23 protein-coding genes and 1 other RNA gene are annotated in these 24,921 nt (G+C 44.4%); 10 read left to right on the top strand and 14 right to left on the bottom strand.

The window, feature by feature from the left end; genetic code table 11:
• The first annotated feature begins 330 nt into the window (after positions 1-330).
• Both purD and JMX92_RS11340 read left to right on the top strand, forming a co-directional pair.
• Complete coding sequence (purD, locus tag JMX92_RS11345) at positions 331-1,608, top strand: phosphoribosylamine--glycine ligase (protein WP_201545693.1); 1,278 nt, start codon at positions 331-333, stop codon at positions 1,606-1,608.
• 295 nt (positions 1,609-1,903) lie between these two features.
• On the top strand, positions 1,904-3,364 hold the full coding sequence (locus tag JMX92_RS11340; protein WP_011960661.1) for an ABC1 kinase family protein: 1,461 nt from the start codon (positions 1,904-1,906) through the stop codon (positions 3,362-3,364).
• 101 nt (positions 3,365-3,465) lie between these two features.
• Here JMX92_RS11340 and JMX92_RS11335 read toward each other — a convergent pair whose 3' ends face one another.
• A complete protein-coding gene (locus JMX92_RS11335; RefSeq protein WP_201545690.1) occupies positions 3,466-4,251 on the bottom strand; it encodes a methyltransferase in 786 nt (261 codons plus the stop codon).
• Between the two features lie 163 nt (positions 4,252-4,414).
• Here JMX92_RS11335 and JMX92_RS11330 point away from each other — a divergent pair, with 163 nt between their 5' ends.
• Positions 4,415-4,621 (top strand): DNA gyrase inhibitor YacG, encoded by a 207-nt coding sequence (locus JMX92_RS11330; protein WP_201545687.1) that lies wholly within the window; start codon positions 4,415-4,417, stop codon positions 4,619-4,621.
• A gap of 118 nt (positions 4,622-4,739) precedes the next feature.
• A complete protein-coding gene (locus JMX92_RS11325) occupies positions 4,740-5,936 on the top strand; it encodes an aspartate aminotransferase family protein (protein WP_201545685.1) in 1,197 nt (398 codons plus the stop codon).
• Positions 5,937-6,052: 116 nt separating this feature from the next.
• On the opposite strand, the gene ruvA is transcribed toward JMX92_RS11325, so the two are convergent.
• The 3 genes from ruvA to JMX92_RS11310 form a co-directional block, all read right to left on the bottom strand.
• The gene (ruvA, locus tag JMX92_RS11320) at positions 6,053-6,685 is read right to left on the bottom strand and encodes a Holliday junction branch migration protein RuvA (RefSeq protein ID WP_201545683.1); all 633 of its coding nucleotides are present in this window, start codon (positions 6,683-6,685) and stop codon (positions 6,053-6,055) included.
• Between the two features lie 167 nt (positions 6,686-6,852).
• Positions 6,853-7,221, bottom strand: a complete 369-nt coding sequence (locus JMX92_RS11315; protein ID WP_011960666.1) for a hypothetical protein — start codon at positions 7,219-7,221, stop codon at positions 6,853-6,855.
• Positions 7,222-7,566: 345 nt separating this feature from the next.
• Positions 7,567-8,775, bottom strand: coding sequence for a phosphoglycerate kinase (locus tag JMX92_RS11310; protein WP_011960667.1), 1,209 nt, complete (start codon positions 8,773-8,775; stop codon positions 7,567-7,569).
• A 270-nt stretch (positions 8,776-9,045) separates the two neighbouring features.
• On the opposite strand from JMX92_RS11310, the gene JMX92_RS11305 reads away from it, so the two are divergent.
• Positions 9,046-9,375 (top strand): TraR/DksA family transcriptional regulator, encoded by a 330-nt coding sequence (locus JMX92_RS11305; protein WP_011960668.1) that lies wholly within the window; start codon positions 9,046-9,048, stop codon positions 9,373-9,375.
• Positions 9,376-9,508: 133 nt separating this feature from the next.
• Here JMX92_RS11305 and JMX92_RS11300 read toward each other — a convergent pair whose 3' ends face one another.
• Positions 9,509-10,543 (bottom strand): serine hydrolase, encoded by a 1,035-nt coding sequence (locus tag JMX92_RS11300; RefSeq protein WP_110816654.1) that lies wholly within the window; start codon positions 10,541-10,543, stop codon positions 9,509-9,511.
• Between the two features lie 436 nt (positions 10,544-10,979).
• On the opposite strand from JMX92_RS11300, the gene JMX92_RS11295 reads away from it, so the two are divergent.
• Complete coding sequence (locus tag JMX92_RS11295) at positions 10,980-11,615, top strand: response regulator (protein WP_011960670.1); 636 nt, start codon at positions 10,980-10,982, stop codon at positions 11,613-11,615.
• A 118-nt stretch (positions 11,616-11,733) separates the two neighbouring features.
• Here JMX92_RS11295 and JMX92_RS11290 read toward each other — a convergent pair whose 3' ends face one another.
• Positions 11,734-13,260, bottom strand: a complete 1,527-nt coding sequence (locus JMX92_RS11290; protein ID WP_201545681.1) for a S41 family peptidase — start codon at positions 13,258-13,260, stop codon at positions 11,734-11,736.
• Positions 13,261-13,288: 28 nt separating this feature from the next.
• Complete coding sequence (gpmI, locus tag JMX92_RS11285; protein WP_201545679.1) at positions 13,289-14,881, bottom strand: 2,3-bisphosphoglycerate-independent phosphoglycerate mutase; 1,593 nt, start codon at positions 14,879-14,881, stop codon at positions 13,289-13,291.
• A gap of 365 nt (positions 14,882-15,246) precedes the next feature.
• On the opposite strand from gpmI, the gene ssrS reads away from it, so the two are divergent.
• Positions 15,247-15,439, top strand: a non-coding RNA gene (gene ssrS, locus JMX92_RS11280) — 6S RNA.
• A 75-nt stretch (positions 15,440-15,514) separates the two neighbouring features.
• On the opposite strand, the gene JMX92_RS11275 is transcribed toward ssrS, so the two are convergent.
• Positions 15,515-16,123 carry an FxsA family protein gene (locus JMX92_RS11275; RefSeq protein WP_011960673.1) on the bottom strand — a complete coding sequence of 203 codons (609 nt, stop codon included), beginning with the start codon at positions 16,121-16,123 and terminating at the stop codon, positions 15,515-15,517.
• A 226-nt stretch (positions 16,124-16,349) separates the two neighbouring features.
• On the opposite strand from JMX92_RS11275, the gene ruvC reads away from it, so the two are divergent.
• Positions 16,350-16,934 carry a crossover junction endodeoxyribonuclease RuvC gene (gene ruvC / locus JMX92_RS11270; protein ID WP_201545677.1) on the top strand — a complete coding sequence of 195 codons (585 nt, stop codon included), beginning with the start codon at positions 16,350-16,352 and terminating at the stop codon, positions 16,932-16,934.
• Positions 16,935-16,939: 5 nt separating this feature from the next.
• On the opposite strand, the gene JMX92_RS11265 is transcribed toward ruvC, so the two are convergent.
• The 6 genes from JMX92_RS11265 to JMX92_RS11240 all read right to left on the bottom strand — a co-directional run bounded on the left by JMX92_RS11265 (position 16,940) and on the right by JMX92_RS11240 (position 22,637).
• A complete protein-coding gene (locus tag JMX92_RS11265) occupies positions 16,940-17,794 on the bottom strand; it encodes an META domain-containing protein (protein ID WP_201545674.1) in 855 nt (284 codons plus the stop codon).
• Between the two features lie 35 nt (positions 17,795-17,829).
• Positions 17,830-18,459, bottom strand: coding sequence for a glutathione S-transferase family protein (locus JMX92_RS11260; RefSeq protein ID WP_110816657.1), 630 nt, complete (start codon positions 18,457-18,459; stop codon positions 17,830-17,832).
• A 251-nt stretch (positions 18,460-18,710) separates the two neighbouring features.
• Complete coding sequence (locus JMX92_RS11255; RefSeq protein WP_011960677.1) at positions 18,711-19,352, bottom strand: peroxiredoxin; 642 nt, start codon at positions 19,350-19,352, stop codon at positions 18,711-18,713.
• Between the two features lie 340 nt (positions 19,353-19,692).
• Positions 19,693-20,388, bottom strand: a complete 696-nt coding sequence (locus tag JMX92_RS11250; RefSeq protein WP_041773329.1) for a DUF2057 family protein — start codon at positions 20,386-20,388, stop codon at positions 19,693-19,695.
• 159 nt (positions 20,389-20,547) lie between these two features.
• The gene (hda, locus tag JMX92_RS11245; RefSeq protein WP_011960679.1) at positions 20,548-21,360 is read right to left on the bottom strand and encodes a DnaA regulatory inactivator Hda; all 813 of its coding nucleotides are present in this window, start codon (positions 21,358-21,360) and stop codon (positions 20,548-20,550) included.
• A 176-nt stretch (positions 21,361-21,536) separates the two neighbouring features.
• Positions 21,537-22,637: an AI-2E family transporter gene (locus JMX92_RS11240; protein ID WP_011960680.1), complete on the bottom strand. Its 1,101-nt coding sequence runs from the start codon at positions 22,635-22,637 to the stop codon at positions 21,537-21,539.
• Between the two features lie 369 nt (positions 22,638-23,006).
• On the opposite strand from JMX92_RS11240, the gene purM reads away from it, so the two are divergent.
• A complete protein-coding gene (purM, locus tag JMX92_RS11235; RefSeq protein ID WP_110816660.1) occupies positions 23,007-24,098 on the top strand; it encodes a phosphoribosylformylglycinamidine cyclo-ligase in 1,092 nt (363 codons plus the stop codon).
• A gap of 1 nt (position 24,099) precedes the next feature.
• A complete protein-coding gene (gene purN, locus JMX92_RS11230) occupies positions 24,100-24,798 on the top strand; it encodes a phosphoribosylglycinamide formyltransferase (protein WP_201545696.1) in 699 nt (232 codons plus the stop codon).
• Positions 24,799-24,921 lie beyond the last annotated feature (123 nt).

Below are 24,921 nucleotides of genomic sequence, written 5' to 3'. Positions count from 1 at the left end.
GGTTTTCATAGGGTTAGTATGGCGAGGTTAATTTTAACTTGCAATACTTTAAGTACTGATCACGACAGTGTGTGTCGCCTTATATCCACCCCCTGAAGTGGGTGGTTTTACGGCGACCGGTGATAAAAAACCACCGACTCACTGCCAAAAAGACCCAGGTTTTAGCCCTTATTGGTAATTAAGCGCAACAAACCTGCCCCAACCTGTTAGATTTTGATAAAATGACTGCGCTTGTTGCAGCCTTAGCCTTCAACAACCTCCCATAACACACTGATTGATCAGCATCCATAATGATCAACATACACAATATAAAGCAAACAAGGGTTTTTTATGAATATTTTAATTATTGGTTCTGGTGGTCGTGAGCATGCACTGGCCTGGCAATGTGCAAAAGATGCCGATGTCACCACAGTCTATGTGGCCAATGGCAATGCTGGTACAGCCCTTGAATCAAAATGTGAAAATATTGACCTTGACACCACAGACCATCAAGCGGTGATTTCTTTTTGTGGTCAACATAGCATTGAGCTTATTATTGTCGGCCCAGAAGCGCCTTTGGTCGCCGGCCTAGTAGATGACTGCCGTAACGCAGGCATTGCCACTTGGGGACCTACTCAATACTGTGCCCAGCTTGAGGGCTCAAAAACTTTTGCCAAAGAGTTTATGCAAGCGCATAACATCCCTACGGCCAAATATGCGGCGTTTACAGACATTGAAGCCGCCAAAGCTTATGTTATCGACAATGGCGCACCTATCGTGGTCAAAGCCGATGGTCTTGCTGCCGGTAAAGGGGTAATTGTCGCTGAAACCATTGAACAAGCTCATGACGCCATTGAAGACATGCTGGGTGATAACAAGTTTGGTGATGCTGGTAGCCGCGTGGTTATCGAGCAGTTCTTGCAAGGCGAAGAAGCCAGCTTTATTTGTATGATTGATGGCGAAAATATCCTACCTATGGCCACCAGTCAAGACCACAAACGTGTGGGTGAAGGTGATACGGGCCCGAACACCGGTGGTATGGGTGCGTACTCACCTGCTCCTGTGGTCACAGATGAGGTGCATCAAAAGGTCATAAGCCAAGTGATCGAGCCTGTGGTGCACGCTATGAAAGCTGCCGGTCACCCTTACACTGGGTTTTTGTACGCTGGTCTTATGATTGATGACAACAATGACCCTTACGTGATTGAATTTAACTGCCGCTTTGGTGACCCAGAAACTCAGCCCATCTTAATGCGTCTAAAAAGCTCATTAGTCAAACTGGTTCAGCAAGGCGTTGAGGGTAAGCTACCTGCGACTGCTGAATGGGACAGCCGCGCTGCTTTAGGCATTGTACTGGCCTCAAAAGGTTATCCTGAATCCTCATCAAAAGATGATGTGATTACGGGTCTGCCAGCTTTGAAAGAAGATAACAGCGTTAAAGTCTTCCACGCCGGTACCAAGCAAAACGGCGAACATGTGGTGACCAATGGAGGGCGTGTACTGTGTGTGACGGCGCTAGGCGATACTATTAGCGAGGCGCAACAAGCCGCTTTAGCGACCATAGCGACTATCGAATTTGAAGGGGCGCATTATCGCCGCGATATCGGATATAGAGCCATTAACCGCTAATCAATCTTAGATAAAAAGTAGTCACAAATAGGCTAACGCTGTGACTCAGATAACACTTAAGGCCACTGACTTTGGGATTGTAATTGTAACCAAAACTGAAAGGTCAGTGCGCCAATAAGTTAACAATGTTACTCTATGTCAAAGAGACCGTGGATTGTATTTGGTGCTTAAAACACCCATGATAATAAATACTTCCCATTCATGGTCTTACTAGAACCTCCCATCCTAATTACTTATATTGCCCTCTCATTGGCACACGCCACGAGATGGCTTTAGTTTCCAATATGGTTAAAACATGGCAAATTCATCATCCTCGATACCACCACAGCCTGAGTTACAAGCCACTACCCAAAATGAGCTAAGTGAGCTTAAAACCTCTCGCTTAGACCGTCGTCTATCTATGGCCAAAACCTCGTTAAATCTAGGCAGACGCTGGGCGGGTAATAGCTTTAGTGGGCTGTTTTTAAGTAAAGAAGAAAAAGCCTCGCGCAACCAAGCCTTTATGAAAGAGCAAGCCGCTTATCTGGCAGATGAGCTTGGCAAGCTTAAAGGCTCTGTGGTGAAGATTGGCCAAATGCTTGCCTTATATGGAGAGCATTTTTTGCATCCTGAGATTACCGAAGCCCTACATCGTCTCAATGACAGTACAGCAAGCTTGTCTTGGCCGGTGGTGGAGCGTGCATTAATCGAGCAGCTGGGTCAGCAGCGTCTTAATGAGCTCGACATTAGCCGCACCCCTATTGGTACCGCCTCATTGGCACAAGTACACCGTGCCACTATCAAGGCCACTGGCAAACAGGTGGTGCTCAAAGTCCAGTACCCAGGTGTGGCCGATGCCATTGATTCAGACTTAAGCTTATTTAAGCATTTGCTAAAAGTTACCAATGCTGTGCCACAGACTAAAGCATTAGATGAGTGGTTTAATGAAATCAGTGACCTACTAAAAGTTGAGGTGGACTATCTGGCTGAAGCCCAGACCACCATCCGCTTCTACACACGCTTAAAGCAAGATGAGCGCTATGTGGTGCCAGAGGTGATTGAGGCCTATTCTACTGCCCGCGTATTGTGCTTAAGTTTTGAGGAGGGGGTGCCGGTCACCAATGCTAATTTAAAAGCTCTGCCGCAAGCCCGCCGTGACGCGCTAGGCAAAGCTGCCATTGACATTATGCTCAATGAAATCTTTGTTTGGGGCGAGATGCAAACCGACCCAAACTTTGGCAATTATCTGATTCGCTCAGAGCCTGCTGATAAGCCTGATGGCAAAGACAAACTGATTTTATTGGACTTCGGCGCCATGCGTCAGTTCGATGAGCATCTGCTTAAGATTGCCCGTAACTTAATGCTGGCAGGCTTTAATTATGATAAATCGCAAATGATGCAGGCCATGCAGGGCTATGAGTTCTTTGATGGTATGAGTGCTGAGGTTAAAGCCAATATGGCTGATGTATTCTTATTGGCCACCGAGCCTTTTAGAGCGCCTAACCTGCAGCAGACGACCATTCCCTCGCTCGTTGATGCCCAAGGCTATTATCATTGGGCCAAAAGCAACTTACATAAGCGGTTAATGGAAAGCTCAGGCAATGCCATGCAGTCTCGTGAATTTAGCTTACCTCCCAAAGAGTTTATGTTTATTAGTCGCAAATTTATCGGTGCTTACACCTTTTTAACGGTATTAGATGCACGCACCAATACTTATGATACCTTGAGTAAGTTTGTGCCAATTAACATGATTGCCAGTGGTACCCCTAACGCTTAGTCGTCTTATATGAGTTTAAATCGCTCATTCAAAAAGCGGCCAGATCACAAGATTTGGCCGCTTTTTTGTCAGTTTTTATCCGCTTTATCAAAAGCAAGCTATCATTTAAGCCACTCACTGTTCCAATTATCAAAGCGGGTCACATAGGCTTTAGGTTTTGTCATTTTTAGCTCCCAGCAAGTCTCACCACGAGCCAAATACTTAATTTCAAAGTGAGTGCGTCTACTGTCCACAGGCACCAGCGTGCGCTCAGTAGGCAGCTGCCAAGTTTGTAGCGACTGCTGGTAAGCGTTATCAATATACTCGGGTATATTACTCGCTAAGAGGATCTGACCTTGAGGCACCAATCTAGACAACAAAAACTCAAAAAACGGCATGTTCAACCACTGCTGATTCGGGTTTTTAGGCTCTGGATTGGGATAAAGCAGATAAATAACCGATACACTCTGGGCTGGTAGCGCAGACACACAATACGGAATGGCATCGGCATGCACCGGCAGTAAGTTATCAAGCAGTGCCACCTCTTTACTCACTGAGCTTGCCAGCGTCTTAAAGGCACTAAATTTATTTTGAGTGCGCTCAATGGCAATGAGATCATGATCACCGTGCTGCTTGGCATATAAGCAGGCATGCATCCCCTTACCTGCCCCAATCTCCACCACCAAAGGGCGCGCTAATAGTGCTTGGTGCTCTTTTTCATTGAGGTTATGGCATGCATTTAAGCGCTGTGTGACAAAGATGGGCACCTCAAAGTCTCTAGGTGCCTTAAGCTTTTCGGGCTTAAACTGGCGCGCTTTATGGTGACTAACAGTTGGCTCACTTTGCAGTGCAAGGTGATCGGGTGCTGGGCTTGGTATAACCGAATCGGATAAATTAGAGCTTGGCATAATTTTGGTAAACACTTAAAGTGAATAATAAAAATAAGGACATTTAAGTCGGCTTAATATAAGGCCTTGGCATCTCGTGCTATAATTTCCTCATCAAGCAGTTGAAACCCACTGGCTATTATAACACTGTACCACCTGCCTTTATTAGGATAAGACGTTACTTATGAGTAAGCCTGCCCCAACCGCCCAAGCGGTCTCTCACCCAAAAAGCTACCCTTGCCCTCAGTGTCAGAAGTTGACCGTTTGGCAAGACAACCCTTATAAGCCCTTTTGTAGCGACCGCTGCAAGCTCATTGATCTGGGCGCTTGGGCCAATGAGGATTATAAATTACCCGCACAAGATTCGCCCTTCTCTCAAGATTTAGAATAAATTTTGTATTATCATGGTTAAGTCAGCTCAAGACTTGCTGCACCATTATGTATAGCCCCTTACTTTCACTCAGTTCATTGCCTCAGGCTTTGCCTTAGGTTTATTTTAAGGATTTATTATGTCAGTGTCTGCCGCCCACTCTTATATCATGCCCACTTATAGCCCTCAGCCCATCAGCTTTAGCCGAGGAGAAGGCAGCTGGCTATATACCGCTGACAACACCCCTTATTTAGATGCGTTAACCGGTATTGCTGTTTGTGGCTTAGGTCACTGCCACCCTCAAGTAACCGAAGCCATCCAGCAGCAAGCCGCCACTTTGGTGCATACCAGCAATTTATTCCAGATTGAGTGGCAAGAAAAAGCCGCCGAAGCCTTATGTACCGCAGCAGGCATGGACAGCGTGTTCTTCGCCAACAGTGGTGCTGAGGCCAATGAAGCTGCCCTAAAGATGGCACGTCTGTATGGCCATAACAAAGGCTATACTCACCCAAAAGTCATTGTCATGGAGCGCTCATTCCATGGCCGTACTTTACTTAGCGTTTCGGCCACAGCCAATCCAAAGGCCCGTGAAGGTTTCTTTACCTTAGACGATGACTTTATCCGGGTACCTTTTGGAGACATTGAGGCCATCAAAAAGGCCGCTACAGAGCATCAACAAATCACCGCAGTATTACTCGAGCCCATCCAAGGTGAGGGCGGCCTTAATACTGCCAAAGATGGCTTTAGCTACCTAGAACAAGTACAGGCGGTGTGTGATCAAAACGACTGGCTGTTTATGCTAGATGAAGTACAGACTGGTAATGGCCGTACTGGGCAATACTTTGCGCATCAGCACAGCAGTGCCAAACCTGATGTATTAACTACGGCCAAAGGTTTGGGCAATGGCTTTCCTATTGGCGCCTGTATGGTACGTGGCCGAGCGCGTGATTTGTTCCAAGTTGGCAGTCATGGCTCGACCTATGGCGGCACGCCTTTAGGCAGCCGTGTGGTACATACTGTTTATACGCTATTAAGCCAAACTGACATCATGCAAAACGCAGTTATCGCAGGCGATTATATTCAAAATAATTTGACCGATGAGCTCAAGTCATTGGGCGTCAGTACCCGCGGTTATGGGATGATGATAGGTGTGGTACTGCCTGAAGCGACCGACTGCAGCACCTTGGTCGATGAGGCACGCCGTACTGAGCAGCTGATTATCAATGTTACTGGCAGCCACGTTGTGCGCTTACTTCCGCCTTTAAATTTAGCCCGTAGTGAAAGTGACCAGCTTATTGAACGATTATCACGCTTGATTAAAAACAAGCTGGCTTAACTATCACATAAATACTTAGGCTATTTTTAACACATGAGTTTTAGTATTGGCTACAGGTTTTGGTAATAAAAAATGGCGCTGTGCTTTTTATGACACAGCGCCATTTTTGTCACTGCTTAAAAATTAGATAACTGTTTAAGGGTAAGCTTTAACAAGCTTTGGGTATCAACAAGCTGCTGGCCGGCATCCGTCTCACGTGCCGCTTTAATCGCCTGTTGAGCCTCTTTATCACGGTAACCCAGGCTTATAAGTGCTGACTCTACCTCAGCGAGTATCACCCCTTCACTATTGGCCGCGATGCCAATCTGCTGCTCCACTTCAGTTAACAAACTCATATCGCTTTGGATATGATCGAACTTGCCTTTTAATTCAATCAGCAAGCGCTGCGCCGTTTTTTTACCGATGCCAGGCACTCGGGTTAACGCCGCATCATTTTCGGTATCTATACAGTGCTTAAGCTCAGTGGCCGAAAAAGTCGACATCATGGCCAGCGCCATCTTCGCACCTACCCCATTAACGCGAATGAGCTGACGAAACACATCGCGCTCAGTAGGATGCAAAAATCCATACAGCAACTGTGCATCTTCTCGCACATGCAAATGGGTCCATAACGATGCCATGGCCTCCAGTTGCAATTGACAAAAATCAGGTAAAGGCAGCTCGACCTCATAGCCCACCCCTGAAGCGGTCATTAAGCAAGCCACAGGAGCAGATAAATGACACACACATCCTTCAATTAGTCCAATCATAGCACTCTATATTATTATAAAATTTAAGATAACCACCATTATAACAAAGTTAACCAAGCCTTGAGCCAAATTTGGGCGCATAAAAAAAGCCCTGAGAATATCAGAGCTTTTTTTGACAGTTATTTTTTATTATTTAAAAGTCAACTCACTGATTAGTGGCTTACTTATTAGTACTGTTGATCTTCAGCAACGGCTTCAGCTACGTTTGGATCTGCTTGAAGGTCTACTTGATCAGTAGTTTTGTTAGCAATATTGTCTGCGCCTTCAGCAACAGCAGTGGCACCGTCAGCAACAGCAGTGGCAGTCGCTTCAGTGGCCGCGTTAGCACCTTCTGCTATCGCTTCACCTGCATTCACAGCAGCGCCTGTGGCTACTGCGCCAGCAGTCTTAGCGTTGTCAACAGCATCATCGCCTGCGCTTTCAGCAGCAGTCTCAACAGCGCCAGCATCTGCAGCTTCTTCTGTCTTTTTGCTACAACCTGTGATTGTAAATGCGCCAGCTACTAATGTTGCCACTAAAAGGTTACGGTATAACATGTGAACTCCTCACAAATGTGATATTAGATATTTTGCAGCATTCTAATGACAATGACCACAAAATACAAGTAGTAATTCGAAAACTTGAATTAAGATAAACTAAATTGGCTTAGGATTAGCAGAGCCATAACTTGAGCTTAATTCATTAATTATTCAGCATGGATTGGGCATTATAGTGACCAATCAAATATAAGGCAGCCCTAAAACCACCTTATCAATTATATGATATGCTGTCTACTGAAGTTTATTTCAAGCCCCAAATGCATGCCGTTATACCCTATTATTGTAAGCCTAAGCCTAGCCTTGATAATAGGGTATTAGAGGCTATTTAGGTAATTTGTAAACCTATTTACTGTGGTTAGCTTCTAGCGCAGCCACTGCTGGCAAGGTTTTACCTTCAACAAATTCTAAAAATGCACCACCGCCGGTTGACATATAGCTCACACCATCTTCTACATTAAATTTATGGATGGCTGCTAATGTATCACCGCCACCTGCAATAGAAAATCCAGCACTGTCTTTAACCGCCTCTGACAACAAGCGAGTACCTTCACTAAACGCTTCTACTTCAAATACGCCCACAGGGCCATTCCACAAGATAGTAGCCGCATTTTTTACCGCTTCAAAAATATGCTCAGCACCTTCTGAGGCGATGTCTAAAATCATCTCATCTTCGCCCACTTGCTCAATACTTCTGTGAATAGGGGTTGCTGATTCTAACGAATTTAAGAAGTCATCAAAGTTAATTTGATTTTTGTCAGCCACTACAACATTTTTTGGCAATAAAATGTCAGTTTGCTGCATAATTTGTTTGGCGGTATCTATCATTTCAGCTTCATATAATGACGCACCTACTGAGTGACCTTGGGCAGCAATAAAGGTATTGGCAATACCGCCGCCAACAATAATTTGATCACAAATCTTGGCAAGGCTGATAAGCACATCTAGTTTGGTAGAGACCTTCGAGCCACCAACGATGGCCACTAGCGGCTTTTTAGGTTTGTGCAAAGCTTTGTCTAACGCATCTAATTCAGCGGCCAATAATGGACCGGCACACACCACTTTACCTGCTTTAGCAGCGGCCTGAATCACACCTTCTGTAGACGCTTGTGCTCTATGCGCAGTACCAAAAGCGTCCATGACAAACACATCACACAGATCGGCATAATGCTGTGACAAAGAGTCACTGTTCTTCTTCTCGCCCACATTAAAGCGGACATTCTCTAATAACACCACGTCACCTGGTGCCACAGTCACCTCTTGCTCAGTATAGGTCTTATCCAAACGCACAGGTTGATTTAGATGCTCGCTTAAATAATCGGCGACTGGCTGCAATGAGTATTTTTCTTCATAGTCACCTTCAGTAGGACGGCCTAGATGCGAGCAAACCAATACAGCAGCCCCTTTTTCAAGCGCCAGTTTGATGGTTGGAAGACTAGATTGTAGACGGGCATCATTGGAGATTTTGCCATTTTGAACTGGCACGTTTAAATCTTCACGGATCAATACGGTTTTGCCTGATAAATCTTGGTTTTCCATTCTAGCGAAGTTCATGTCATTACCCTGTGTCAATATAAAGAAAAAGCTGTGCGCTTACACAGCTTTAAAAGATTAGGTTGATATAAATTTGTGGCAATTTTAGCATATTTTGTTATAAATTTTGGCCCAAGTTGCAGCAAAATCTACTGTCTGATTATTACAAGGCGTATGCTGCAATCTCAACGCTTGAAACAGGCGCTTTTAAAGACTTATTAGACAATAAGTGCTACTATAATAAGTATAAATAATAAATCATAAATCTACCCTAATTTAAGGAGAGCACCCATGAGTAGAGACTTTACTAAGGCAAAAGAGCGCTTATTAGAGCTGCAACAAGAATATCAAAACCGCATCGATAAGATTGAAGACCACATTCACAATCCGCAAGATGACTTAAACAGCCACTGGGATGACCAAGCCATCTCTATGCGTGAAAACGAAATGCGCAAAACCTTATTGGTAGAGGCTCAGCAAAGCTTAACTTACGTCAATAACGCCCTAAGCCGTATCGACAATGGCACTTACGGTGAATGTACGGTTTGTGGCGAAGATATCGAGGACAAAAGACTTGAGGCTGTGCCCTATGCTACGCTTTGTATGCAGCACGCCTCTTAGGGTTACGGTTTCCATAATAAACCAAGTCATACAAAAAAAGATTGCCCTACTAAGTAGAGCAATCTTTTTTTGTAAAGCAGCCAGTGATCATCATCAACCACCGCGGCTAATTGGCTTTATAGATATCACTGTATTAAATAGTACGACGTGAGGCTAAGTTGGTTAAGATGGTTTCGGCATCATTCCAGCGGGTATTTGAGTTATCTGCCCCTAATATTACGATAATGGCCGGCTTGTTATTCACTCGAGTTTCCATCACCACACACTGACCCGCTTCATTAATAAAACCGGTCTTTGAGATGCCAATAGGATAGGTGCCGCTACGTACTAACTTACTGGTGTTGTTAGCAGGGTACGTACGGTTACCCGCTGAGTAATTGGCCACATAGAAGTCATAGTTTTTGGTGGTGGAGAAGCGGCGAATCACTTCATATTGACCAGCAGCTTGAACCATTTTCGCTAAGTCTACCGGAGAGGCAACGTTACGCTTGTCTAGTCCAGTGGGGTCACCAAAAAAAGCACTGGTCATGCCAAGTGAGCGTGCTTTGGCATTCATAGCACGCATAAAGGCATCATAGCCACCTGGATAGTTACGTGCCAAAGATTTTGCTGCTGGGTTTTCTGATTTCATCAAGGCCATTAACAAAAGCTCAGCACGGTTCATGCGGTCGCCTGATTTTAAGCGTGAGCTGGCACGCTTAGGGCCCACAAAATCTTCTGGATCAAGTTTAATCTCTTCACGCATATCAAGGCCAGCATCTAACACCACCATAGCCGTCATGATTTTGGTAATAGAGGCGATGGGACGTGCAACATCGGCATTTTTTTGATAAAGAGGCTTGCCTGTTTCTACATCGAGTACGATAACACCGCGCGAGCCGGTCGAAATAGGCAGTGAATCGTAGTAGCTTGTGCTGTTGGTGGCAAAGTTATTGCTTGAGTAAGAAGGACTGGTGGTACTGTTATATGAGGAGGTATTCGGGTTTGAGTACATGATATTGCGGGCTTCAGAGAGGCCGCCTGCGTTACCCCACTGAACTTGCGCATTGCCTGTCTTACCTGGCTCAACTATTGTCAGTGCAGCATTTGATGCTGAGCTTAAAGTACCCAGACCCAATGCGATGCAGACAAAGATAAAAGATTTGTTGAAAGATTTATTTATGCTCATAAGTCATCCCACTTGAGTCGTAAAATTATAGTGTAAAAGCTTTAGCTAGGTATTAACGCAGATTAGTATGAGGCGCCACTGGTTCAGCCAGCACCTTTAATAAAAATCAGTACAAAATGATACTCAACCTAACAAGATTGAACTTCTAATATCACAACCAGTACCACAAATTTTTATACAAAATTAGCCATATTATGTTTTAAACTTAACGATATTTACAAACTTGAATATCATTTCATAAATTTAAACACCATACTAATACTAAATATAGCCTGTGTGTTAATTATCTTAACATCATTGGTTAATGTCGTTAAGCACTAATTCCCAAGTTAGGCCTGGGATTAAGGTATGTTGTCAATTCAAAACATTCCTTTTACGCTACAGTAACATAAAAATACTGGTATCATAGCTTTATAAGTTTTTTTAGGATGTATATATGATTAAAGTTTTGGTGGTTGATGATCATGACCTCGTAAGAATGGGGATTAGTAGAATGCTCGCTGACGACCCCGAGATTGAAGTAATAGGTGAGGCCGATAGTGGCGAAGCTGCGATTAGAATGGTCAAGGCGCTATCCCCAGATGTGGTACTCTTAGATGTAAACATGCCTAATATTGGCGGTGTAGAAACCACAAAACGCTTGCGTCAATTTGATGAAAAGGTAAAAATATTAGCGGTCAGTAGTGTCTCCTCACAGCCCTACCCCTCTATGTTATTAAAGGCGGGGGTTAATGGCTACATTACCAAAGGTACACCACTTGATGAGATGATTAAAGCCATTAAAAAAGTGTATCAAGGCAGCAAGTACTTTAGCAGTGATGTCGCTGAGCAGTTGGCCGATATGCTACTGACAGACAATGAAGAATCCCCTTTTGATAGATTAAGCGAGCGCGAAAAACAAGTGGCAATGATGGTAGTCAACTGTCAAAGCCCGCAGCAAATAGCCGATCAGCTTTTTGTGAGCGTAAAAACTGTTAACACTTATCGCTACCGAATTTTTGAAAAAGTCGGTGTCGACAGTGATGTAAAACTCACTCATTTAGCAATGCGTCATGGACTGATTACCCCTTAACGCTGCTATGTGGCTATTTTGGCTAAAAATCTATAAAAACCTCAATATAATCAAAAGCCGCTAATCTATTAGCGGCTTTTTTTATAATTTCTGGCGGTGATCTAAGCTAGTAAGCGGCTTAATAATCATTGGTGATGGAGATACCATTTAATTTATCATCAAACTTAATACCAAGTGGTCTGTCTTGCGACAGCAATAAATTAACCGCTTGCTGCTGCCAGTCTTGACCATCATGAGGCAACACCACATCAGGTTTGACCCCAACACCATCGATAAGCTCACCTTTGGCACTGCGATACTCGGCCACAGTCAGCTTTAACGCCCCGCCGGCCTCTAAAGGCACCACCTCTTGTACAGTGCCCTTACCAAAGCTTTGCTCACCGACTATCTTAGCGCGTTTATTGCTTTTAAAGCTGCTTGCCAATACTTCAGCTGCAGACGCAGAATAGCGATTTTGCAATACCACCACCGGCAGGTCCGCCAAATAAGGGGTACCATTAGACTTAATCAATTGACTGTGATTGGTTCTATTGCGTACCTGAATCAGCCCAGCGTCGCTCATAAATAAGCTCACAATGTCAATGGCTGATGACAGTACGCCACCTGGATTATTACGCACATCAAGTACAACGCCTGTTATCGGTACACCCGTCTGCTTTAAGGCTTTAATCAACTGATCTTTTGAGCCATTTTGAAACACAGGCAGGCGAATAACGGCAATACTGTCTTGCACGGTGACCCCAAGCTCATTGTCTGAAGCCAAATTGCGCTGCAATAACATATTGCGTCTTGGCCCCTGCTGTCCGGACACCGTTATCTGCACTTGCGAGCCGGCAATGCCTGATAGCAGCTGCTGAATGTCTTGTTCACTCATATCTGAGGTGAGATCTGCGTTTTTTATGCGTAAAAGCTTATCGCCGATAGCAATACCAGCTTCTTTGGCAGACGACTGCGCCTCAACTTTAGTGATTACCCAGTTTTTTATGGCCGCATCGTATTTAACAGACAATCCCACCTGACCAATTTCACCATCCGTAAAGCTGCGCAAATGCTCATAGTTCTCAGGCGTGAGGTACTCCGCATGCTTATCAAGTCGCTCTAGCATGCCGCTGATGGCTTGTTGAAATAAGGTTTCGTCATTCACCGGACGCACATAATCGTGGCGGATAACATCGATAACTTCTACAAAGGTTTGAATAACTTGTGGCGAAATGGCATTTAAAGGCACATGCTCTACCCCCAAGCGATGTTGCTCGTTGTCATCCATTTCTTCATCAAATTCGACATCATCAAGTACGGGCTGCGCATCGATATCATCATCACTGACACCATCACTGATGTCCTCTGGATGAGCGACGGCATCTATGTCATCGCATTCTTGCCCACAAAGCGCTTGAGTTTGCTGTGCGCTTTGAGCCAAATTACCTAATTTAACCGCCGCTTCTGTACCTGATTTGGCAGGCGTTGATAATGATGAGCGGTTACTTGATGTGACAATATCATTATCAGAGCCTACATCGACAGTAGCACAGCCGCTCAAAGCCAGTGCTGTGGCCAACACTGAGCTATAAATTACAGCTTTTATCGCTAATACACCCTGATGTGGGGTCCGGGCTCGACACTCAGAAGGCTCAACGCTCATCATATACTCTACGGTTGGTTAAAATAAAAGCTTATTTGGCTTCTAACAAGTTAATACCAGTCATTTCAGTCGGCACGCTTAGTCCCATTAGACCTAAAAGGGTTGGCGCAATGTCACTCAATTTGCCACCTTCACGTACGCTTACCTTTTTGTCACCTACATAGATTAAAGGCACATGCTCGGTGGTATGCTGGGTGTGTACCTGCCCGCTTTCATAATCTTGCATCTGTTCACAGTTGCCATGATCGGCTGTAATGAGTAGATGTCCCCCCGCCTTAATGGTCGCTTCGGCCACTTCACCTACGGCTACATCGAGCGCTTCGACGGCTTTAACTGCTGCCTCAAAATTACCCGTATGGCCGACCATATCGCCATTGGCATAGTTAACCACCAGCACATCATATTTACCCGATTCGATGGCTTCTACTAAGTTTTTGGTCACTTCAGGCGCGCTCATTTCAGGCTTTAGGTCATAGGTTTCTACATCAGGTGATGGGATCAAAATACGCGACTCACCGGTGTACTCATCTTCTCGGCCGCCACTAAAGAAGAAAGTGACGTGTGCAAACTTCTCAGTTTCTGCAATTCTAAGCTGAGTTTTATTGTTGTCTTGTAGATACTCACCCAAGGTATTGTGTAGCGCAGTGGGCGCATAAGCCACAGAAGTCTTAGGATTGGCGGCCAGCTCATCAGAGTAATGCGTCATCATCACAAATGCTGATAAGTTCGGCTGTTTTTGTCGCGCAAAGCCTGCAAACTCATGATCAGGTAATACAAAGGCTTGTGTCAGCTCACGTGCTCTATCAGCACGGAAGTTCATAAAGATAACCGCATCATTATCATCGATAGTTATTGGTGTCTCGCCATGCTCAATCACATTGGTGGGGCTAACAAACTCGTCCGTTTCTCTTGACTTGTAAGCGGCCTGTACCGCACCATCAGCCCGTGTCGCCATACGCTCAGACACACCCAGCGTTAATAAGTCATAAGCCTTTTGTACTCTATCCCAGCGATTATCACGATCCATGGCAAAGTAGCGGCCGATGATACTGGCAATTTGTACATTGCTTTCATAATACCCGTTTAAATTGGCTAAGAATTCTTTTAGGCGCTTGATGTATTTATCAGCAGATTTTGGTGGTGTATCACGGCCATCTAAGAAGCAGTGTACATACCCCCCTTTTGCGCCGTGAACCACAGCGGCATGACACATGGCTTCAATATGATCTTGATGCGCATGCACACCGCCATCTGACAATAGACCCATGATATGTACATTGCCGCCAGCGTCTGTCGCCGCTTTTACCGCATCTACTAAAGCGGGGGTTTTATAGAAGTCACGGTTTTTGATATCGCGCGAAATGCGAGTAGAATCTTGGTATAGCACACGGCCAGCACCCAGATTCATATGACCCACTTCCGAGTTACCAAATTGACCCTCTGGTAGGCCAACATCTTCACCTGAGCCTGAGACTAATCCATGCGGATAAGCTTTATTGATACGGTCTAAGTTTGGTGTATTGGCAGCAGCGACTGCATTGTCCTGCTCATCCTCACGATACCCAAAGCCATCTAAAATCATCAGAACGTGTGGAATTTTTTTATTGTTATCTGCTGCTACCATTTAGTTTTTCTCCAGTTATATTACAGTTATTTTTAAATAACTATTGGCAAGGACTATCGGCAGGTTATGTCTAACCTGATCCTGCCAGTCTATAAAATTGACAAAATTTTGATCAAACTTGAACGTCCATATTCTACCACATAAGCGGCATTAACTATAATGCAAGATTGTGAACGCTTATTATTTAAAGGCTTGAGGCTTACTTATGATCATTTAGCTTAAGCTAGGTGCTGCTAAAATTTTTTATGAGATTTTTTATAAATTTTGGGTTAACTTTAAGGTTAATTGTCTTTAAGCTATTACCTTTGTTAACAAAGTTACCCCCGTTTTTATTTGCAACTCGTATCTTTTTTGGTTAGAATCTTTAGACTCTGAAGTGTTCGCCAGTGGATGTTATTCCCTGAGCCGATAATGCACTAAATGGATGTGCTATCTATTGTCTTATTGTGTATGCCTGCACTGCTTGCAGTGACTCAGGAAACCTTAAGAGGCAATGACGCATCCGCCCTGAACTTCACGGTTCATGGGTCCCCATCTTACAGCGGCACTTCGGTCCTCATTAAAAAAAGCCCTTTATGCTCAGTGCATAAAGGGCTTTTTCGTGACTAGAGGTGGAGGAGTTAGCCAACAAGTCTAGTCGTCATTGGCAGGCTTGTTTAGCTTTTTAACATCTTTTATCACAGGCTTAGCTGAGCCATCGACCGTGGTATTTCTTTTGTAGACATTACCAAAAGGATTGGCGCCTTTAGGACCTGATTGACCACCGAAAGGGTTTGGACCGCCAAATGGATTGCCACCAGCACCGCCCATACCGCCAAATGGATTTTGTCCACCCATTTGTTTGGCCATCATTTCCATCATTTTTTGTTGGTTATTCATCACATAGTTATTGGCCATGTCTTTTAGTTTCTTCTGGACTGGTGGTAGTATCACCAATAATGCCAATAAGTCAGATAACAACCCAGGTATCAGTAATAAAATACCGCCGACAGCCATGGCTACCGTCTTAATAATGGTGTTCTCTGGTGGACGCATTGCAGGGTTCATCATGCCACCTGCCTTCATTTGCTGCGCCATAGGATTAAGGGTCGTCATACCTCGACGAATTAGGCTTATGCCAATCACAGCAGCGATGATAAACCAGATAAACACCCACCAGCCGCTAATGAACTGGGCAACCAGATACCACAGTAGCATTTCAATGATAAACCATACGATGGCTAAGCCAACTAACTGACCCATAATGTGTCGTCCTTTTTAAGTTGCTAATAATCTAAGTAATAAAAATTTTAAATGGCGAAAACAATCAAAATATAAATTTTGTATAGTGGTTAAGTATATGGGGATGGCTTGCTATACTATCAAATATGAAGCTTGTTTTGTTGCGCTTTAGCACAAAAAATCTCAAATAAAGTCAACAAGATGAGCGAAGAATAATTTTTATTTTTTGAGGATTAAAAATAATAATATGGCGATAATCATAGGTATTGACCCCGGCTCAAGAATGACCGGATATGGCATTATCCATCAAAAAGGCGATACCCTACGCTATCTTGATGCAGGCACCATTCGCACCGATACTAAGGAGATGCCAGAGCGCTTAAAGCGAATATTCCAAGGCCTGACCCGCATCACTCAGTACCATTTAAAATACTCAGATGAGCCCATCCACGCCGCAGTTGAACAGGTATTTATGGCCGAAAACCCCGACTCTGCCCTAAAACTTGGCCAAGCACGTGGCGCCGCTATTGCCGCCTTGGTCGCCTTGGATTTGGAGGTATCAGAATACACCGCACGTCAGATTAAGCAGTCGGTATGTGGCTATGGCGCCGCTGATAAGATACAAGTACAGGAGATGGTGTGCCGTATACTAAAACTTGATGTGACCCCTCAACAAGATGCAGCAGACGGTCTTGCTTGTGCGATTTGTCATGCTCACTCAAGCCACTCTATGAATAAGCTACTGATGAATAGCACACTACGTGGCCGCGGCACCTCTAAGAAGAAGGGCCGCTGGCGTTTAACTGAAGAGGATTTAGCAAGCTTAAAATAAAACATTTAAGGCGTATCAGCAATGCCGTAAGGCGTATCAGCAATGGCGCTCTCCACCACGGCATCTAACACATAAACAAACTGCTTGCCCTTAACATCGACAGGATCCACCACAAAGCGCTTGAGGCGTAGCACTGTGTTTACGGTGCTGTCATGGGTATAGCCCTCGATATCACCCACAAATAGCGACCATGACCCCTCCCCGGTCTTGATACCTTTATCATCGTAGATAACTGGACGTACTTTTAAGCAAGTTTTGGTGCTGCCATCAGGACAGGGCGGCTTATGGTGATCCACACGCCAAAATACAATATCAGGGTGTTGTTTATAGCGCGCTTCTGCCGTTTGAGCACCTTGCCATACTAAGCTGTGGCCATTGGCTGTGGTCTGAGTCAATAATGGCGCAGCATCTTTTTTATAACTCAACTGACTGCTACCCTGCATGAGCTGTGCCAGTAACCGCTCAGCATCATTAATCTTGGGCTCACACATCATCTCAGTGCTTGCAACCGTTGTGACCACCAGCATATTGCTATTGAGTGAGTAGCTGCCGCCCATGCGGTTACAACCAACGCCAAAACTAACCCAGCTATCGCCTGGCGACTGACCAAAGTCCAAGGCGACCTGTTGTTTAATATCATCAAGCACAGTAACAGGATGACCGCTGCCATCTTTCACACTAATTAGCTGCCAATGATAATAAGACAGATCGGTGTGCTTAAGGGTAGCGACTGCTGTGGTATCTGGCATCACAACTGCTGTGTCCTTGCTATCTTGACCAACCAGAAGCGTGCCTTGACAGCTGGTTAAAAGTAACGTACTGCTCAGTAACCCCAAGCTTAGCGCTGATGTTTTTAACATAGTCTATCCCTTAGATATCGCAACTCTTGAACCAATTATTTTTTTAGCCCAAATCGCTCATTCATATTTTTGTAAAAACGGGCAATGCCATCACCATGAGCGGTGGGATCGAACTTTAACAATCGGCCAAAGTCTAATCCTATATATAACACAATATCTGCATAACTTAGCTGGTTGCCCACCAGATAATCATGCTCGGTTAAGATATTGTCAAAATAAGGCAAGCTTTTTTCTGCGCGCGCAATAGACTTAGCAGCGAACTCAGGAACTTGATCGACTCGATGTGCTTTTGAGGGATGACTGTGCTGAAAAGCCAACATGAAGTTATATAGCACTTCAAATTCAGCAGCTCGGCGAATTGAACATACTTGCGCCCGCTGCACCACGTCATTACCCATCACTGAACGCTCACCGTATACCCTATCCATATACTCACAAATGGCCTGCGAATCATTTAGCACAGTGCCATCTTCTAGTACCAGTACCGGTAGCAGTTTAAGCGGGTTTATCTTGGCAAACTCTTCAGTCAGATGCTCGCCTTTGGCCATATCAATATCAATCACTTCGATATCATCAATGTCATCGATATCAATGCCTTTGGCTTGTAATAAAAGTACCACTTTGCGTGGATTTGGCGCTTTACGGGTTAAATATAATTTTTTCATCTCAAACTCCTTTTGAGTGGGGTTACTGCTTAGCTAAGGTGACTAAATCTTTGTTAATCATACCAAATTATAGCCAAAACACCATCACCATATTTATTATGCTGCTGGATTTATTTACTAAAAATTTGGCTCAAAAAAAGCCCCCACGGCTTAACGTCATGAGGGCTACAAAACTTGTTAGATACTTGTATCGACGTTTAAGTGCTTCTATTCACGCTCAGAGGCTCTTTTTAGCACTATAGACGAACTGCTTATTTGTTTGGCTGCGGCGTCGTACGTAAGTAAGGCTTAATTTCAGTAAAGCCTTTTGGATAGTCTTTTTCTGAGATATCTTGGGTTTTAATGCTTGGTGGGATGATAACGTCATCGCCATCTTTCCAGTCTACAGGCGTGGCCACATTATACGCATCGGTTAACTGTAGCGCGTCAATGGCACGTAAAATCTCATCAAAGTTACGGCCCACACTGGCAGGATAAGTTAATACAAGACGTACTTTCTTTTTGGGATCAATAATAAACACACTACGTACTGTGTGAGTGGTTGCTGCATTTGGATGAATCATGTCGTATAGCTCAGCAACTTTTTTATCTTCATCGCCAATAATTGGGAAGTTCAATGCGGTGCCTTGAGTCTCACCGATGTCGCTGGCCCACGCTTTATGATCTTCTACATTGTCTACAGAGATACAGATAGGCTTAACACCACGCTTTTGAAACTCACCATTTAACGCAGCAGCACGGCCTAATTCAGTGGTGCATACTGGCGTAAAGTCAGCAGGATGGGAGAAGAAAACCACCCAGTTATCACCTGCCCAATCATAAAAGTTAATATCACCATCAGTAGTGGGTGCATTGAAGTTTGGTGCATCATCGCCTAGACGTAAATGTGCCATAATCTAAATCCTTATTTATTGTTGGTTGGTTTGCTTCTGCGCCGCAGCGGTCTGTGCCACTGGACTACTGTGTTTATAGTAGCAAAACAAACCCGCTAAGACTATGCTAGATTGTAAAGCCAATATCGATATCGATATCCCATAATTGCAATAAGCCGCTTCTGCTAATCTTTAGTCTTGACCTCCTCCCCTCGCTAAACCGAGAAGATTGCGACAGCTAGACGATAAAAAAACCCGCCAGCGCACTGACGGGTAATCTTAATCCGTAATCAAACCAATTTTTAGCTGTTTATTAAGCCAAGCTCTTCTTGCTCAATACCGCCTCTACTTAGTGATTTGATTATTTTTCAATCCACTGACGGATTTTTTCACGCTCACTTGGTGTCGCTTGTAACCACAGCTGCATAAAGTTATCTAGCGTGTCAGTATTTTGCTGACTGCTGCTAACGGGCGTGCTTATAGGCGCGATAGCTGCCGAGTTTGAACTGGCTTGAGTGGTAGATGAGCTGTTAACAGCTGCAATGGCTTTTTGGTTTTCAACCTGCGCTGAATCACCACCACCAAAAATACTGCTTAAACCTGAAAACAGTCCATTTTGTTGTACTTGAGCTTTCGACTCAGCCAAGACAGTTGAGCCTTTCATAACCGCTAATGTAGGCGCTTTAGCGTATTTTTTGGCCTCTTCATATTCTTCTGGCTGACCTGGCATGGCCAAACGATAGGTCTGATTGTCTTGCAAATCAGCGGTTACTGTTATATTAGCCGAGCGTAAGTAATCATGATCATCACCGCGCAAGTTGTCATACAGACGTTCGTATTTGGCAGTAATGACATGCTTACCTGGCTGCAACACAAAGGTCTGCTGTAGTGGCTGAAATATGCTCGTATTGTACTGCTGACCGTTTAATACGGCTACCTTAATATTATCGTCCACTTTTAAAGTCACATCAGCATGAGCCAATGTCATTGACCCTATACCTAAAGCAGCCAGTGCAACTAGCGGTTTAACAAAAGCATTACTTCGACAGTCATTCATAAAAAGGCCTTAAAGTTTATAATTTAATAATAGAGGCAATAAGAGAGTCAAGACGGATACGGGGCAATGTTACGCCTTGGCTTTAATGGATGATTTTAACGGCAGCTTAGCCATTATGAAAGCTTTTATTGTACTAAGCTGTCAATAACCAGTCTAGGCTTAAAAATTAAAAGTCATATTGTCACGGTAAGCGCTGTTTTCTTCAGACTTAGATAAAAAGTCTTCTTGTGCTTCTTGATGAATATCCTCAAGCTCAGCCATTAAGGTATGTTCATCAATCATAGTAATCGCTTGGCTAATCACAGATTTTGAGACATAAGCACGGTTTAGATTAGAAAATAGCGGTTGAATTACGTTGAGCACATCGAGCATACCACCGATACGGTGTGGTCCCTCTTCTAATAAATGCTCTGTAATACGTGAATCAAACTGCCAGCCCCGCCTGCGCATAATTGACTCAAGCATGGCCTTCCTATCTGCTATATCGTGACCTTCAGGCACTCTAAAGGCTGGAGACTGAATGAGACGGGTCAATAAATCAGGCAACTCAAAAGGCAGCTCGGTCGCGGGGGTTTTGGCCGCAAAAATAAGCTGACCACGTCCCTCTCGACTACGATTAATCAAGTGAAAGATGGCCTCTTGCCACTCACGGCTGTCTTTAATTGCCTCCAAATCATCAATGGCAACCAAATCAAAGCTCTCTAATGAAGCTAATACCGCCACATCAGTATGTAGCAGCTCTTTTAAAGACAGACAGATTGCCGACTTATCCATCTCCATATAAGACTCACAAATGGCCGACAATAAATGGGTTTTACCAGTAGCAGCACTGCCAAAGATATACATCTGCCCGATCAAACCCACATGCATCTGACGCACAGCATCTATTAAAGTCGACCAACCCGGGCCAGCAAAATCACTTAGGCTAGCATCTTTCCTTACTTCTAGATTTAAACTTAATTGATTTGTCATCAGGCTAGTATCTCGGCTCGATATCACTTTATAACGCTTATTTATACCACAATTTTCTTAACAATAATATGGCATTAGTTGCCAATAAGCCAGTGAAGCGTAACAAACCGCTGATACACACAGCGGCTTGGGATAAAAAACAGCTTGTTAAGTGAGCTTGAGTGCTCTAAATGGACTTATTTAAACAGCTTATACTGTTTACGACCTTTGTAAAAATCAGTCTGTTTATACGCCTCATAACCATGATGGAATAACACATTTAAGATGGCAGAGACTGGCAATGCAATCAGCATACCCACAAAGCCCATTAAACTTGCACCTGCCAATACCGCAAAAATCACCCAAAGCGGTGACAGGCCAATTTTATCACCCAACAGCAGCGGCTGTAATACATAACCCTCTACCGCTTGCCCCACCATAAAGGCGCCCGCAATTAGGCCAAGATGCACCCAATCCATCCCAAACTGGAATAAGCCGGCGATGATAGCGGCGATAAAGCCAAGCCCAAAACCTAAATAAGGCACAAAGCTTGCGATACCAGCCACCATACCGATAATCAGACCCAAATCCAGTCCTATCAGCTGCAGCTGTACAGCATAGACCACACCCAGCAAAATCATAACCAGCAGTTGACCCTTAATAAAGGCCATTAACGCATCATCACAATCATGCACGATTTCAATAATTTTAGGGGCACTGGCTTTTGGTAAGGCTTTTTTCCAAGTCTGTAAGCGCTGATTCCAGTTAAATAAGAAATAAAAGGTCAAAATAGGCACTAAGACCACCAAACCGGTGCTATTAATCACTGCCAGACCTGAATTTAATACCTGCATAAAAAAGGACTGCGCATCCGCCACATTATAGTTCTTATTTAGGTAATCAAGCGCCGTCTCAGAGACAATATGACTCTCTAACGGCGGCAAATGAAATTGACTGTTGTTATTCACCCACACTCGAATATCACTGTTATACCACTCCACAACACGTGGTAAATACTCCCAAGCAGACTGAAGCTGTTCCCACAAAGTCGGCAGCAACCACCATAACAACGCACCAAAACCCACAATAATCGCTGTATACACGAAAATAATCGCCAGCCAGCGTGGCATAAAGCGCGCCATACGTGTCACGACAGGGTTAAACAAATAAGCAAGAATAAACGCACATAAAAACGGCACAATTACCGGAATGAGCAAATACAATAATCCCAAACCAATAACCATTGCCACGACTATAAATAATCGCCTAAAAAACGGATCTACTCTTGCAACCTGCATAATTTTTCTTCTCTTAATCAAGGGGCAGCCTAGGGATAACCAACTGGTTAACGCATAACACGTGCAAAAGTATAATCACCCCCTACCTGCCGCAACTATTCACGATAAACTTGACTCTATGGCCCAGATACAATGTTAAATTAACTGTATATTAATCTTAAAGCGAGTAATGATTAACTAGATTTTGGTCATTTTTTGTTTTTAATCACAATTAGGGGCTGTTAAATTTTGCCAGCCTTGCGTTTTTGCGTATAATGCCACCAGGTAATTGGTATTTGTCAAAATGCGCTGAGCAGATTGGTTAAACTGGTTATCCTACCTTCATATTTTTTTTATTCATACATTCGCTTATTAAGGTCTGCTGCTACCATGAGCCATCCAAATTCTAATGCATCTGCTAACTCATCCACTCAAGATAAGCCCACTTCACTGAGCTACAAAGACGCTGGTGTAGATATTGATGCAGGTGATGCCCTTGTACAACGCATTAAATCTGTTGCCAAGTCAACCACTCGCCCAGAAGTTGTCGGCGGTTTGGGTGGTTTTGGCGCACTGTGCCGTATCCCTACAGGCTATAAGTCACCTTTATTGGTGTCAGGCACAGATGGTGTGGGCACCAAGCTTAAGCTTGCCCTGCAATTAAATCGTCATGACACCATAGGTATCGACTTGGTGGCCATGTGTGTTAATGACCTATTGGTATGCGGTGCTGAGCCTTTATTCTTCTTAGACTACTATGCCACAGGTAAGCTTGACGTGGACACTGCCGCGTCTGTGGTAGGCGGTATTGGTGAAGGCTGCAAACAGTCAAACTGTGCACTCATCGGTGGCGAGACGGCTGAAATGCCAGGCATGTATCAAGACGAAGATTACGACTTGGCCGGTTTTTGTGTTGGCGTGGTAGAAGAGTCTGAGGTAATCACAGGAGATAACGTAGCAGCGGGCGATGTGATGATCGGTATTGCTTCAAGCGGTGCGCACTCAAATGGCTACTCACTCATTCGTAAAGTCATTGAAGTCAGCGGTGTGGATATCGAAAACACCGATGAGACTTTAGACGGTAAGCCACTGGCTGACGCTCTGATGGCACCTACCAAAATCTATGTAAAATCTATCCAAGCACTACAAAAAGCACTGGGTAATAGTAAACTACATGCGATGTCACATATCACTGGTGGCGGCTTTACAGAGAACTTGCCTCGCGTACTGCCAGAGGCATTAGCCGCAAAAATCGATACTCAAAGCTGGCAGATGCCTGAGCTATTTAACTGGCTACAACAACATGGCAATATCGAGCAATCTGAGATGTACCGCACCTTTAACTGCGGCGTAGGCTTCGTGGTCGTTGTACCTGCAGATGTGGCCAATCAAGCCGTTGATATTTTAAATGACGCTGGCGAGAAAGCCTTTATCTTTGGTGACATCATCGAGCGTACAGATGATGCTGTGGTTTACGCCTAATATGTCGGTATCTACTGTATCTACCAACCCCTTAAAAGTCGCCGTCTTAGTCTCAGGCAGTGGCAGCAATCTGCAAGTCCTGATTGATGCCATGCAGGCCGGTAGTTTGCCCATCGAGATTGTCGGTGTCATTAGTAATGTCAAAGACGCTTATGCAGTGACCCGTGCACAGCAAGTGGGGATCGCCACAGCGGTATTCTCACACATTACTGAAGGTGAGAATGCCGGCAAGCGCATGGGTATTAAAACTTTTGAGCGTCATGCCAGCGCCCAGCTTAACGATTGGCAACCAGACTTAGTGGTACTGGCAGGCTTTATGCGTGTGTTAAGCGATGACTTCATTAGTAGCTCGCCTGCTCCTATGATTAATCTACACCCCTCTTTACTACCTAAGTATAAGGGTTTAGATACCCATCAGCGGGTCTTACAATCAAGCGATGTCCATCATGGATGCAGCGTTCATGTGGTAACGGCTGAATTGGATGCGGGTCAAGTATTGACTCAAGCCATGCTGGCTGTGGATCACAGTGAGTCAGCTCAAGCGCTACAAGCCCGTGTACAAAAGCTTGAGCATCAAGTCTTGCCTTGGACCATATTACTGATTGCCCATGGGGTGTTAGACATTAAGGCCATCAATGAGCAAACAGCAGCAACCGCTTATTTGCCTGAACTGCCCTTAAAGCTTTGGCTAGACAGCTAATACCAAACCCAACAATTAAAGTTGCGCCCAAGCACGAGCAGTTAACGACCGAATTCTTTGTGGCTGTTTAAGCAAATTATTCCAAGCCAAGCAAGCGGCATCGACAATAGCCTCATAACTGTC

This window comes from Psychrobacter sp. H7-1 (assembly GCF_904846585.1).
GTDB lineage: Bacteria > Pseudomonadota > Gammaproteobacteria > Pseudomonadales > Moraxellaceae > Psychrobacter > Psychrobacter raelei.
Note: the sequence above shows the minus strand (reverse complement) of the source record. Positions and strands in the feature narration are given on the sequence as shown.